At 56.1% G+C, this 13,925-nt stretch carries 10 protein-coding genes and 1 CRISPR repeat array; all 10 genes read right to left on the bottom strand.

The genetic code is table 11. The features are described 5' to 3' along the window. Positions 1-52: 52 nt before the first annotated feature. The 10 genes from MHX53_RS04730 to cas3 all read right to left on the bottom strand — a co-directional run bounded on the left by MHX53_RS04730 (position 53) and on the right by cas3 (position 13,890). Positions 53-445 (bottom strand): hypothetical protein, encoded by a 393-nt coding sequence (locus tag MHX53_RS04730; protein ID WP_204515444.1) that lies wholly within the window; start codon positions 443-445, stop codon positions 53-55. Positions 446-620: 175 nt separating this feature from the next. Beyond that, the gene (locus MHX53_RS04725; RefSeq protein WP_204515445.1) at positions 621-947 is read right to left on the bottom strand and encodes a transcriptional regulator; all 327 of its coding nucleotides are present in this window, start codon (positions 945-947) and stop codon (positions 621-623) included. A gap of 85 nt (positions 948-1,032) precedes the next feature. Further along, positions 1,033-4,661: direct repeats of the CRISPR family, unit length 28 nt; unit sequence GGCTCATCCCCACGGGTGTGGGGAACAC. Positions 4,662-4,727: 66 nt separating this feature from the next. After that, entirely contained in the window at positions 4,728-5,090 is a 363-nt protein-coding gene (gene cas2e, locus MHX53_RS04720) for a type I-E CRISPR-associated endoribonuclease Cas2e (RefSeq protein ID WP_102238436.1), read from the bottom strand. Then, positions 5,087-6,034: a type I-E CRISPR-associated endonuclease Cas1e gene (gene cas1e / locus MHX53_RS04715; RefSeq protein WP_204515446.1), complete on the bottom strand. Its 948-nt coding sequence runs from the start codon at positions 6,032-6,034 to the stop codon at positions 5,087-5,089. Before cas1e ends, cas2e begins: the two co-directional genes overlap by 4 nt. Positions 6,035-6,036: 2 nt before the next feature. Beyond that, positions 6,037-6,744 carry a type I-E CRISPR-associated protein Cas6/Cse3/CasE gene (gene cas6e / locus MHX53_RS04710; RefSeq protein ID WP_204515447.1) on the bottom strand — a complete coding sequence of 236 codons (708 nt, stop codon included), beginning with the start codon at positions 6,742-6,744 and terminating at the stop codon, positions 6,037-6,039. Further along, the gene (gene cas5e, locus MHX53_RS04705) at positions 6,744-7,448 is read right to left on the bottom strand and encodes a type I-E CRISPR-associated protein Cas5/CasD (protein WP_204515448.1); all 705 of its coding nucleotides are present in this window, start codon (positions 7,446-7,448) and stop codon (positions 6,744-6,746) included. Before cas5e ends, cas6e begins: the two co-directional genes overlap by 1 nt. A 1-nt stretch (position 7,449) precedes the next feature. Further along, a complete protein-coding gene (gene cas7e / locus MHX53_RS04700; RefSeq protein WP_204515449.1) occupies positions 7,450-8,592 on the bottom strand; it encodes a type I-E CRISPR-associated protein Cas7/Cse4/CasC in 1,143 nt (380 codons plus the stop codon). A 26-nt stretch (positions 8,593-8,618) separates the two neighbouring features. After that, positions 8,619-9,212 carry a type I-E CRISPR-associated protein Cse2/CasB gene (casB, locus tag MHX53_RS04695; RefSeq protein ID WP_204515450.1) on the bottom strand — a complete coding sequence of 198 codons (594 nt, stop codon included), beginning with the start codon at positions 9,210-9,212 and terminating at the stop codon, positions 8,619-8,621. After that, positions 9,212-10,855, bottom strand: coding sequence for a type I-E CRISPR-associated protein Cse1/CasA (casA, locus tag MHX53_RS04690; protein WP_204515451.1), 1,644 nt, complete (start codon positions 10,853-10,855; stop codon positions 9,212-9,214). Before casA ends, casB begins: the two co-directional genes overlap by 1 nt. Further along, entirely contained in the window at positions 10,852-13,890 is a 3,039-nt protein-coding gene (gene cas3, locus MHX53_RS04685; protein ID WP_239271417.1) for a CRISPR-associated helicase Cas3', read from the bottom strand. The genes casA and cas3 overlap by 4 nt, the downstream gene beginning before the upstream one ends. Positions 13,891-13,925: the final 35 nt, after the last annotated feature.

The raw sequence follows: 13,925 nt of genomic DNA, 5'->3' as shown, positions 1-13,925 counted from the left end.
TAGGAGAGTTTTCCAATGAATGCGTCAGTCAGTGTGGCTGTCAGCATCTGTTTTATGCGCGCGAAATTCCCCGGAAGGTGACAAAGATTCCGTGTTTGCGGAATCCAGGGACGCCGTCGAACTGGGCCTCTGTTCGGTCGAACTCAATGAGGTCGGGAAACCACGGGTCAGTGAACCGCTCAGAGTTATTTAACCAGTCCGGTGGCGTCCATCCATCAGTTTGTGCCAAGTGCTCTGCCAGGCCTGCAAACGCAGCATCGATTCTGCGTGAACCTGTCAAAGGTGGTTCGGCGTCGAAAACGCTCTTAGCATGGTCGACGCCCCCGTGTTTTAGGGCGCTACGATAGTTGTCTAATGTTTGGAGAATCGCAAACCGCCAGGCTTCGTCGTCACTCAGTCCCGCGCGAATATCCTCGGTGACCTGTAGAGCGTTTCTTGCCGCCATTCCGTAACGGGACTTTGCTGGTAACGGAACACATGCGTGATCGAGCGGGTCATCTGTGAATAAAGATGATAGGTCAACCCGTGTGCCCGACATCTTTGTATACCTCCACAACGGTTAACCACAAGCCACTGCGACCTACGCTACGTCACCATCACTCTTGTCGCCATCGCGTGGGTCATCCCCACGGGTGTGGGGAGCACCTCAGCTCAGGGAAGCGCCCTTCCCACAGGTCCCGTACACGGGAATCGAGAATCAAATGTGGCCATACCTGAAGCAATCTGTCTTTGTTTATCAGTTGCGCCTGGATCTCGGCGGTACCTTCTGCAAGAAGGGCTTGATAGGCGAGGCGCGCTCCGCCGAGCTCAGTCACATCAATGTCGCCGTCGTCAATCCACCGAACCCAGATCGGCAGGCGGATAGGCTCGTGCAATGGCCCTTTCAAGTCGTCGAGACTGTCAACGACCTCATATGGTTTCAAATCCCGGAAACGTACTCGATCCACGTGTACTCCCTAACTTCATAAAAAACCAAAGGAAACCCCGGCACCTTCCACTCGATCCACGTGTACTCCCTAACTTAGCGTGACTGGGCTCATCCCCACGGGCGTGGGGAACACAAGCACCGCTGGCCTACCGGGCAAGAAGCACCGGGCTCATCCCCACGGGTGTGGGGAACACTCCTGTGTTAGTTCTGATGCAGCAGATGTTGTGGGCTCATCCCCACGGGTGTGGGGAACACTCAACAGGCGCTGGTACGTCGTGTATCGAGATGGGCTCATTCCCACGGGTGTGGGGAACACGAGGGTAAAGCGAACGAAGGACAGCCATTCCTGGGCTCATCCCCACGGGTGTGGGGAACACCTGTCAGTGTTCCGGTCGCGCCGAGTTTCATGGGGCTCATCCCCACGGGTGTGGGGAACACGGGCTTCAACGTGGTTTGAAAAGACCCCGCCGGGGCTCATCCCCACGGGTGTGGGGAACACGATGATCCCGAAAGTGGATATTGGTACTGGTACGGCTCATCCCCACGGGTGTGGGGAACACCGCCACGTTGAACATGCCCGGCTGGTTCTGTGGGGCTCATCCCCACGGGTGTGGGGAACACCGGTCCCGATAACGCCACTGCTCCAAAGTCTGGGGCTCATCCCCACGGGTGTGGGGAACACTACCCGTGCTGGTTGGTGGACGAACAACGTCGGGGCTCATCCCCACGGGTGTGGGGAACACACGCACTTACTGACACCATGCAGGACAACAACGGGCTCATCCCCACGGGTGTGGGGAACACGAGTCGCCACCACGGGTCTGCAGAATCGCACTGGGCTCATCCCCACGGGTGTGGGGAACACGGGCCGTACCAATGCCCCGCCGGTAGCGGGAACGGCTCATCCCCACGGGTGTGGGGAACACGAGCTAGCACGTGGTTTGAAAAGACCCCGCCGGGGCTCATCCCCACGGGTGTGGGGAACACTCACCCGCGCACTTACCGACATCACCGAAGCCCGGCTCATCCCCACGGGTGTGGGGAACACCCCAAGACGTTCTTGAAGAACCAGACGAGTGCGGGCTCATCCCCACGGGTGTGGGGAACACACCATGATTTTGTGCTTGCTCAAAAGCTGACCGGGCTCATCCCCACGGGTGTGGGGAACACGTTTGAGCTAAATCAGCCATTTGTTCACGAGTGGGCTCATCCCCACGGGTGTGGGGAACACGCCGACAGGTCGTGGCGCACCGTCACGAACCAGGGCTCATCCCCACGGGTGTGGGGAACACCTTGAAAACAGCTTGGACTGCTCCAGCGGCCTGGGCTCATCCCCACGGGTGTGGGGAACACCTATGCGGTCAGCCGGCGCGATTACCGGCATCGGGCTCATCCCCACGGGTGTGGGGAACACGTCGCATGGTGTCGCTGACCCGCGTGTAAATCGGGCTCATCCCCACGGGTGTGGGGAACACGTGTGGTGAGTTCGTCTAAGAGTTGCTGGTTTGGGCTCATCCCCACGGGTGTGGGGAACACGATGTTGATGGTGTCGAGTATGAAGACGTCGAGGGCTCATCCCCACGGGTGTGGGGAACACTGTTCCAGGAAATGCGCCGTTCGGACGGGCAAGGGCTCATCCCCACGGGTGTGGGGAACACTTGGAACTGGGGGACGTGCAACTTCTGCGCGCGGGCTCATCCCCACGGGTGTGGGGAACACCCGGGCATTGTGCCCTGGTAGCACTTGTCCCTGGGCTCATCCCCACGGGTGTGGGGAACACACCAGGACATCGCGGACGCGCTCGACATCAACGGGCTCATCCCCACGGGTGTGGGGAACACGCAGATCACCGACCGAATCCGATTCGCGTGGGCGGCTCATCCCCACGGGTGTGGGGAACACGCGGCGCGTTCTGTTGCGAGGTATTCGAGCACCGGCTCATCCCCACGGGTGTGGGGAACACAGTGACTGGCCCGACGCCGTAGCTGGCGCGTACGGCTCATCCCCACGGGTGTGGGGAACACTCTGGTGAGGCACCGCCGTTGAACCCTTCGTAGGGCTCATCCCCACGGGTGTGGGGAACACCGCCTGAAGCCTGGCGATCAGGTGAGGTACACGGGCTCATCCCCACGGGTGTGGGGAACACTGCCGGAAGAATACCCAGGCGTTCTGTTCGTCGGGCTCATCCCCACGGGTGTGGGGAACACGTCACTGACACTGACGGTATGGATCAGATCACGGGCTCATCCCCACGGGTGTGGGGAACACTGATCACGGGGCCGTCTGGGTGGCGGCCCCTCCGGCTCATCCCCACGGGTGTGGGGAACACGCGAGCTCTGCGACGTCCTGGCCGAAGTCTTTGGGCTCATCCCCACGGGTGTGGGGAACACGCGAGCTCTGCGACGTCCTGGCCGAAGTCTTTGGGCTCATCCCCACGGGTGTGGGGAACACCCCAAGACGTTCTTGAAGAACCAGACGAGTGCGGGCTCATCCCCACGGGTGTGGGGAACACACCATGATTTTGTGCTTGCTCAAAAGCTGACCGGGCTCATCCCCACGGGTGTGGGGAACACGTTTGAGCTAAATCAGCCATTTGTTCACGAGTGGGCTCATCCCCACGGGTGTGGGGAACACGCCGACAGGTCGTGGCGCACCGTCACGAACCAGGGCTCATCCCCACGGGTGTGGGGAACACTCCTGCTGCATGAGGTTCAGCACGACCTTTCCGGGCTCATCCCCACGGGTGTGGGGAACACCACCACTGATACCCAGACTTGTTATCCGCGCCGGGCTCATCCCCACGGGTGTGGGGAACACGTTACATTCATTGACTGTTTTGAGTACGGCCCGGGCTCATCCCCACGGGTGTGGGGAACACGCGGGCACGTTCACAAAATCACCGAACAGTGTGGGCTCATCCCCACGGGTGTGGGGAACACACCACACCTGGGGCGCGCTGACTGACACGCTGGGGCTCATCCCCACGGGTGTGGGGAACACCACAAGCATGGAAGCCGCATGGTAGGCGATGTGGGCTCATCCCCACGGGTGTGGGGAACACCGTTTTGCGATGATTTTTGACTCGGTGTTTTCGGGCTCATCCCCACGGGTGTGGGGAACACGGTGGGGTTGTTGGTGGTGGTGGAACAAGTTTGGGGCTCATCCCCACGGGTGTGGGGAACACCCCGTCGCTATTTTCTCGGTAGTAATCGCGCCAGGCTCATCCCCACGGGTGTGGGGAACACGGATCACCGAAAACCACCCAACCCGCGTCAGAGGGCTCATCCCCACGGGTGTGGGGAACACCCCACGAAGGACATGAAGCAGGGTGACTTGTGGGGCTCATCCCCACGGGTGTGGGGAACACACGTAGGGCAACGCACCGAAACCTATAGGCGCGGGCTCATCCCCACGGGTGTGGGGAACACTTTTTGATGGCTGTCGCATGTTTTTTGCCTTTCGGCTCATCCCCACGGGTGTGGGGAACACGCGCGATTATAGTCTGGTTGCGTAGGGTCTATGGGCTCATCCCCACGGGTGTGGGGAACACGCACATGGGAAGAACGGCGGGAAGGCCCCCGCGGGCTCATCCCCACGGGTGTGGGGAACACTCATGACTCCGGAAAAGCGTTTCAAGAAAGTGGGGCTCATCCCCACGGGTGTGGGGAACACACGAGTCAATCCCTCGGTGCTAGTACCGTTGCGGGCTCATCCCCACGGGTGTGGGGAACACACTAATTGATCAGCAACGATACCAGGATTGCATATCTAGCTCATTCACTTTCGGTTGAAGAAAGACCTACCTATATTTGGAGTACTTAGACGCGTTTCTAATGGCACGCGCTTTGCTCCAACCGCCTTGCATGGTTTTTCGCCCGTACCCGGACTCTGGTGCGGGTCGTCTCATAAAAGTGAGCCCGTCTAAGTCGACAGGTTCCCATTTGTGTTCTTTTGTTCTGAATTGCAACCGTTGCTCGTTTTGCGCTGGCCACACCATGAGCGCTTGCCCGGTGCCTGCTGTTTCTTCGATCCGTTGCCACAGCAGCTCCCTGACTCGCGCACTCACGTTGCCAACGAAAACGCCTGCTGAAACCTCAAGCGCCCACTTGGTTAAGTCGCCTCGTAAGCCGGTTGGGCATGACGAAAGCACAATGACAATCATGAGAACCGCTCCCAATGGTTCTCGCCGCTGGGCAAACGCTGTTCGCCTCGACCAGACCACAGCGACAGCTCATCGTTGTAGAAGTACTCTGGTTCGTCTTCAACCTCGCTAGCTTCTAAAAACAACAACTGCAAGATTTTTACGAGCCTGTCCATCACGCCAGCCCGCACTAAACGGTCACGAAGCAACGCCCTTACCGTACGATCTGGTTGACCGTCTGCATGCGCGACAGCATCAAACGCGGCCGGAATACTCGTCTCTGCTTTCACTAGGTCAGCTACGTCATAAGTAAAACTCTGCGTGTTTCCAACGTGCACGAAACCGAGCCCAGGCGTCATTCCCAGTGCATTGATTACAGCTGTAACTGTTCCGTATAGGCATGCATTCGCTGCTGACAGTGCGCGGTTAATGTCGTCCCCAGCGTCGAACGCCGTGGGGTCGAAGTCACGCCTATCCCACTCAACACCGGTCCGAGCGGACTCATTGCGGTAAAGCGCACGGACTCGAGCTCCTTCGCGCCCCCGCAACTGCTGCATCGTAAGTCCAGATACGTCTTCACCGGGAAACCGCAACTCATACATTTGCCTCGCGACACGCAAACGTTCTGACTGGTTTGAAAACGCTCGAGCTTGAGCTTCAAGCATCCGCGATGATCGGGCAAGGGGCCGGCCGGTGGCATAGCATCGGACCGCCCCTTCCCCAATCCACGCAACGGTGACACCGCAGCTACCTAGCAACGCCACGGCTGCATGGGACGCACGAACCCCGGGCCCGATCAGTAGCGCCCCCACCATTGCAGCTGGAATGTGTACGGTGCCTTGCTGATCTGTTGCCGTAATTGCGTTCGAGTCACGATGTAAGACACACCGCTCGACATACACAAACGACAGCCGATCACGAACTCTGCCTAGCTCCTTTACAGAAGGCGGAACGATCTCAGCCATTGCTACACGCGAGCCAATGTCATAAGACCGCATCCGTACGCTTTAGCTCTCCCCATTCCGTGACAAAGTGCGTGCCTTAACTGTTCGGCATCAGTTACCTCAAGAAGACCCTCGAACGTCGCCACCCGATGCACAACGCGGTCACGGCCTGCATGGCTGTTCTTCCGGTTGAACCGCAGTTCTTCACGACGCACAATGTTCACATTTGCTGGGATTCCGTTCAGCGAAGACTCTTCTCCCACCGCTGTGTTCTGATCATCATGGGTAGAATTTGCGATTCGAAAACCCCACCCTTCTACGCGGTCGAGAAACCACTGCATTTGGTGTTTCGCTGAAACATGCGGAACCTTGTGGCGTCTGCCCTGCTCGTCCTTGATCGCTTTCACCGGATTCAATGTCACTTTGAAAGCAAACTCCTGACCACGCGTCAGACTGTCAAGGAGCCGGACGTAATCCGTAGTCTGGGCAGGGGCTGAAGGCCACCCAACTTGCTCCACAATGTGGTCGAGCCTGGGCAGTACAGGGGTAACTAAATACAGTGCTGTCTCGGTGTCATTGCGGTCAATTCTCCACAAGATTCGACCATCGTCAGAGCTTTGCAAGTGCGGTGGGACCGCCTTTGTCGCCATCCCGTGAGTGATATGTGGATCGGCCAGCATAGCGCGACTCTTCCGCAGCTCAGGATTAATCAGTACTTTGCTGAAATACATCACGCCTCCTGCACTGTCTGGAAAAACGGATCTGCGTACTTCACGCCTACGTCGTTGCGTACGAGCACTGGCTCCGGTCGCACCACTATTCGCGCGTCATACTTGCGATGGCGCGGATCAAAACTCACTGGAACGTCGTAGACTGACTCACCGATTTCACCTGGACGAGCATCACGAGCAATCGGCAATCGCACCTCTGTAGGAGCATTCTTGCGGTACTGCTCAGAGGCTTGCCACGGAGCGGCGGAAAGGTCACGTAAGACCTCCTCGGCATCACCCTTATCTACAAGGCCGCCTACCAGGTTCAGAGGCGCGGGGCATGAACGCCGTCCCATATAGAGCGGAAACTTGGGCTCTCTGAGTGCATCTGACAGGCCGGCTACGAGCTCGTCGTTACCCGTAACAGTGGCCACATAAGCGGCATCAGACCGGTAGTGACGCCACGAAAGGTTCGAGCTCTGGGAGCGCGGAGCGCGTGCAGTGTGGAAGTCTTCGACTAGCTCACCTGGCATGTCGACTCGCACTGCCAAAGAAAGTGCTGCCAAGTCGTCAAGAGATGCTTCACGAGGTCGTCCTTGCGCTGCTGCCAGCAGTCCAAGCACGCCTGATTTGCTGGGCTCTGTTTGCGTCGAGCGTCGACTAAACCGTGATCCCACCCCCCACGACTGCAGTGGACCACTGAGGTTGAGTACAAGAGTTTTCATCTTACTCACCAGCGCGGTCGTTAAGTACCTCAGCAACCGTTTGCGAAATGTCAGCGATGAGCGCTTCAAAGTTCGTTGACTCGCCGAGGTCGTTCAAGCTTTCGTTGGTTGCGTCAGGGGCGATGTACCACGAGTGGCTTGGCACGTAACCGTATAGGTGTGAGACCTGCTGTGCTTCTTTGGCCATTGCACGACCAGCCTTTGTGGCGGTGCTTTCGTCTCCGTCGGGTTTGATTGCAAGTTCGAAAGCGTTGACATAACTGACCGGACGCTTCCGTACGGCTACGCTCACAACATCCGGAAGTGTGTGTGCTGCAAAGGAATTCTGGTAGCCAGTTGGCAGAGATTGGATGAAGGTGCGGGCGTACGCTTCCACTGCGCGCAGTGTCGCCTCGACGGAGCCGAGGTTGTGCACGAGCTGGTCAATATTCAACGTTGAATAACGGTAGAACGTTGACGACATCATTTCGATAGTGCCCATCATGCCTGCGCCGGTTTCTTCTTCTCGCTCACTTACATCATCGACCGCAGTAAAGAAGTCGAAGTCTGGCTGAGCTTCGGTAACCCCAATCGCGTGTGCTGTCTGGACAGCAGCATCAACGTTAAGTGAAGCGTCATCAGCGAGCATGCGGCCAAACAAGGACACGTCTACGGCATGCTCTGTGTCAATGATTTCCACAACCTCTTTTTTGCTGAATGCTTCCCCATTTTTCTTCACAATGGCATCTGCGAGGCGGTCGAGCTGGTGATTGCCGATGAATACGAGGTAACCAGTTTGTTCGGCGGTAGGAGCGCTGTCTTCGTCGTCGCTCTTCGCGCTTGGTTTGGGAACCGTTAGCTTCAACCCTGCTTTCTTGAATGCGTCGGCTGCCCGTTTCTGTGCGTCTTCCAGACTCACATCTGGGTTGAGTTTAATAACTCGGTCTGCAACCTCGGCGGCGATCTGCTTAGTGCGGATGCCCAGCTGTGAATCGTCGAGCAAGTCTTTGAAATCACGCCGTTGTGCTGATTTCAATGCTTGTGAAGAAATCCTTTGGCGCCGTTTTCCACCAAAAACGGCGCTCTTGGGTGCACCGTCTTCTCCTCGGTTGATGTTTGAAGGAGGAAGGGTTTGAAGTGCGTGAAAGTCGATAAAAGTAGTCATTTTTGAGGTACCTTTCTTTTCTTGTGTTACTTAGATTCGTTCTTTGGAGTAAAAGCGTAGGACTGGTAGAACTGTCGCCCCCATTCGCGCTGTATACCGGGCCGACTGTCTGTGCGCTGTAGGTGTACGAGGTCGTTTGCGAATCGCCCATAATCGAAACCGATGCCGTCAGTACTGAGAAGGCCGACGAGCGAGCGAAGGTGATAGCGCTGAGCATCAAATGTTGTGGCTGTGAGAACGGCATCAAACCGCCTCTTCATGGATGCCGTCCGCTGACGAACAAGCTGTCCCGTGGCCTTTGCGAACGGTATTCCTGGCACGTGCATGGGAGTGTTCTTTCCACGTTGATGCACGGCATAAAGTGTTAACGCGGTGAAAGCTGCCAGTTCGCTGTAGTTGGGTTTGTCAGATGTTCCGGTCCACCGCTCTGGTACAGCTTCCATAGTCATAAACCAGACGTGTGGATTGATACCCGGTTCTTCGTCTACGGCTTTGCGAAGTTCTGCAAGCGCACCGCGTGCGCTGGGGACTCCTGCCAGGTATTGCGCCTGTAGCTTGTAGATCTGTTCGCTGACACGTGACTGCAATGAGTCATCTTTATCTTGGTGCTGCATTCTCATCAGTCCTCATTCTTTTGTGTTAGAGGTTTTTCAACTTGTGTAAGCTCTCGGATTCTTGCGCGAATCCACAGTTCGTACCGTGCGGCATTGTGAAGTGTTTCGTTACCGTTTTCATCGGTAATAACTACTCCAATAGCTGCTCTAGGTCCGGCTGCTTCAACTGCGGCTCGGACTGTTTCAAGCGTCACTGTTCTAACAATTTCAAGCCATCGTTTGAGTGCTTCTTCGGCGTCAAAACCAAGGTTGAGGGTCGAAAGCCAGTGCGTGAACTCAGCTTCTAGTCGGGACATCCACGCCCCTAGAGGAGCTTCGAAGTCGTGGTCAGAAGAGCCACCTAAACTGTGCTCTAAACCGCGGTAGAACCACCGCAAATTGCCACGAAGTTTGAAAACGATGTCGATCGCTTCAAGAGCACTTTGACGCAGACGCTGTCCGTCGTGTGTGAGCAATCCCAGATGGATAGGAAGCGTTTCTGAGATTTCATCTGCGAACGAAGACTGTTGCGCGCCATACGTCATCCCCACTAGCCACAGTCCCACGAGTTTGCCGGCATATGCCTCACCTATCGCAGCTCCAACCTCGCCTCTCAACTGTTCAACCGCAGGCGCCACTTTGTCATTCTGCTGTTGCCCACCGCTCATCAAAGTCGCTTGTACGCCTCGCCATACTGTTAAGTCGGGGTCCAGGTCTCGCGCAAAGTAGACATCGACGCCCTTTTTCGACTTTGCTTTTGAGTAACGCTGGGCGGAGTAGGGCTCACCAAAGCAGTTTTGTGGATTAATACGGTCACCATTTGCGATGAGTACCTCATTCACTGTGGTGCCGTCTGCCGACAGAAAGAGGCGAATGCGACGCTGTTGCCACGTGAGAATATCTACAACCCCGTTAGGCTCAGTGAAGTCCGCCAATGTGCGCGGGTGTGCAGTATCTGGTTCTCTTTCCCACGGTGCTAAATCTTGCGCAATCGCGGATGTGCCATCGGGGAAAATTGCCCTAACTGGCAGGTTGAGAAGTAAAAGGTCTTTGAGCGTAGCTCCGGTAAGTACGGTATGACCTAGATTCCCTGCCCATCCGGGGCCAATTGGGTAACCTTTTCCACCCTTAATCCGTGGGTCGCCTTCGACGCCTGTCTTGATTCCAGAAAAGTCATAAGCTTGTCGGTGCACTAACAAACGTGCTGCTAAATCAAGGGGGAGCTGGTTGGCGGTTTCGCGTGTTTGAGTGGAAAAAAGAGAAGGACCAGCGTCGGGCACGAGCTCTGCTGCTGACTTGTACTCGCCCTTTTTCGTGTGGAGATCAGCCACTTGGAAGAACGGGGTGACTGGCGAAATCAGCCAGAACCTGTCTCGGTGTTCCTCTAGGTACGCGCAAACTTCGTCACCCATTTCGGCGTCGTCGGAGACCGCCTCCCACAGTTCTTTTTCGGAAAGGTCTGCCCATGCGTCGAACTGCCGGATCGTCTGAATACAGATGGTCATGAGAAGACGGAAAATAGCGACGTTTTGAGTCGGCGTCTCTCCGTCGAACGTCGCGAGCTTGTCCCACCTCTTAAATAATTCTTTGAGGCCCACGACCTCGGCGTCTCCGTGCAGGGTTCTCACTTTTATCCATGGCTCATCCAGCAGGTTAAATGTCGGTTTCATGAAAGATCGCCTCCGCAGTCGTAGGGATAGTCGAGGTGTTCGTCATAGAAATCTCCTTCGGGTGCTCGCGTTACAAAATCAAACTCATTAACGTGATCAGGTTGGACGAATCCAGTAGCAGGTAGATAAAAGAAGTTTCGGCCCAAGAGTTGTCCGCTGAAATCATGTCCGACGCGCAGCAATAGCTGGCCTCTCAGACGAAAATCGTCTTGCCACGCGGCAACGCCTTGTGCCTCTAATTCGTCAATCGCAGGATCAATAGACCACTCGGGCACTAGCCAGTGCGGAATCTTGACTACTGATTCGGCGAGCAGACGGGAAATTTTCCGAGGTGGCAGTTGGGTTTCGCTTAGTGGCACCAGTTCTGTTTCGTTGTCGAGTAGCCATGGCAACGGGTAAATGTATCCGTCGTTTTCCCAAAGCAGGATTGCTTCCAGCGTAGGCTGGATATCGCGCACACTTGCGACGGCTTTACGTTGATCTCGATCAGCATCGAGCTTGCTAGCAGAGCCAAGCGCTTGTGTCAGATCAGCTCCAGCTTTCCGCGGAGTCGGCATCTGAAACTTTTCCGCGCGTACTCGTGCTTCCTTCTTATCGTGGTCGTAGGCTTTCTTGGCCTCTTCAAAACGAGTGGCCCACACTTCTGGAATGTCTGGTGTATGCGTATAGACGGCTTCAATTTTCGGATAAAGGTCGTGCCTAATGCACCAAGGGGAACCGTTAACGTGAGTACGCAGAACAGCAGCTGTGGCGAGGAGCAAGTACTGCCCATAAATTTTCTGTGCACCTGATTCGAATTCTGGAACGGTGGCAGACGAAATTCCATCGCGGTCGAGTCCTCGCACTAGCATTTCGGGTTCTCGCAAGGTCAGGGGCCGGTCGTGCGCAGGTCTCCCATGACGATGGAGTCGTCCAGCACGTTGGGCCAACAGGTCAACCGGCGCGAAGTCTGAAACTAGCAGGTCGAAGTCGACGTCAAGAGACTGCTCTAACACCTGTGTGCCAACCACAAGGCGCCGGAAAGGCCGTTGAGTTTGTGCGTCAGAAGGTTGCCTGCGCCCATTTTTACCGAGGTCGTTTACAAGTTGGCGTTCAAGGCTCGATCTTTCGGCGATGGTAAGTTGCGAATGAAGCAATACGACATCTTCGCCGTATTCCTTCCTGAGCGCAGAGAACGCTTGTTGTGCCCTAGAGACGGTGTTGCATACAACTCCCACAACCCCTCCGTCCCTTAGCCGGGTGGAAAGCGCGGACTGCAAATCCTCCAATGAGTCTTCAAGAGTCGTCAGGCGTACCTCTCTGGACTTCTTTTCAGCCTCGACGGGCATACGTTTTGTGCCAGCCTGTGAGGTGACGGAAACTGATGGGAAAGTGAACGTTTCAGTCGGTTGGGGCAGTTCAACCTTTCGTTTCACCCGCTTGCCCTGCGTGGGCTTTTTCTGCTCGACTCCCTCCGTATAAGCTTTCTCAAATTCAGACTGAACCGACGACGCGAGGGTCGCAGACAACAAGATGACGCTGGTTCCGTGAGCTGCGAGCCATGTGAGGGTTTTCTCCAGGTACGAGCGGGTGTAGTGGTCATACGAGTGAACCTCGTCAATGATGACGATTTTCCCCGCAAGTCCAAAATGCCTGAGCGCGACGTACCTGCTTTGGAGCGCCAGCATGAGGACTTGATCTACCGTCGAAACAGTAAATTCAGAAAGTAGCCCTTTACGCCCGCTGAACCATTGATGGGCAATCACTTCATCATGGTCGGTCCCGTCACTAATCGCACGTGTGCGATGGATGAGCGACTCAAACTCAGGACTCAAATGCGCGTTTGAGTGCATGAGGCGAAGAGAATGTGGTGACTCTTGATCCAGCGACTCCACCCAGTGAGTAATGCGGGGCAACATTGCATTTGAGGTCACTTGGCTAGGCAAAGCGAAGGCAGTTCCACCTGCGCCCGTATGCCCCGCTGAAATTTCGGCTGCGAGTAGCGCGGCCTCAGTCTTCCCTCGCCCCATTTCGTCGCAAATGATGAATAGAGTGGGCCCCGTTTGTTCCATAGCTGCTTCAACTGCGACCTGCTGACACTCACGCAGATGAGAGCCTTGGGGCCACCCAAACCGTCGTTCAAATGGTGGCACGGCGTCGCGTTTTGCTCTCCACGGAGGTGTAAGAGCAAGCTGTTCCAAAGCATCGCTTGCGCGTGACTGGTCGGATGTGTGGCGCCCACTTTCGGTAAGTTCGAACAGTTCTTGGTTCGACGCGATCCAGTCTGCAATGCTTACGAGCCCGGCCAAAAGCATCTGGTCGGTGATGTCTAGACCGCCTTGGTTCAGAACCTGTGCAAGCGCCGAAGTTGCCTGTGTGCGTTCGAGGATGTCCTCGACGAGTTCGCTCCATGCGTGTGCCCATACGGGGCCATGACGGTCAAGGTACTGGTTAACGGTAGTTAGACGTTCACCACCTAATGGGCCGTCATGCATGGGTAGTTCGCTGGGGCGGCCATGATGAGCGCCAGCCGCCGAGGTGAGAGTGCAGATCGCTGTGTACTCAGCCTCAGGGAATATGCGGGCGAGCTCTCGTCTGAGAATGGCGTCAGAGGCCAAACTGTGTGGCGGTTTAAAGGCAGGGTTCACAAAAGGGGTGAAACTGTCGTGTGACATAGCGCGCCGAGCTTGATTCGCCAACCACTCCAGTTCGGGGACGTCCGCAATTTGATCCGTAAACGTTTTTGTCGCTTTACCGGCATCATGCGTTCCCGTGAGAAATCCGATCAGGGACGTAAGTTGTTTTTGAGTGAGTCGGTTTTTCCGGCAAAGGCGCTCACGTACTGACTCCGGAATCCAAGAAGCAGAAAGGGTCATACCTACATCTGCGCTGTCACGCAAATGCTGTGGAACCGAAAGCCAAAGAGACTCGCGCAGGTGTGCGAATGACGGGTCAGCACTATTGAAGGTCTTAGCCCAAAGCAAAAGCGCTGGACTCGTAGGGGATAGTGCCACATCTGCCTCCGGTTGCTTCGTTTCCGGGATGTTTAGAATCATCGTACACCAAACATTGATATTGGACTTCGTCAAAC

This window comes from Brevibacterium sp. ACRRH (assembly GCF_022346365.1).
In the GTDB taxonomy this organism is placed as follows: domain Bacteria; phylum Actinomycetota; class Actinomycetes; order Actinomycetales; family Brevibacteriaceae; genus Brevibacterium; species Brevibacterium paucivorans.
The sequence above is the reverse complement of the archived record's forward strand: the minus strand, read 5'-3'. Positions and strand labels throughout refer to the sequence as shown.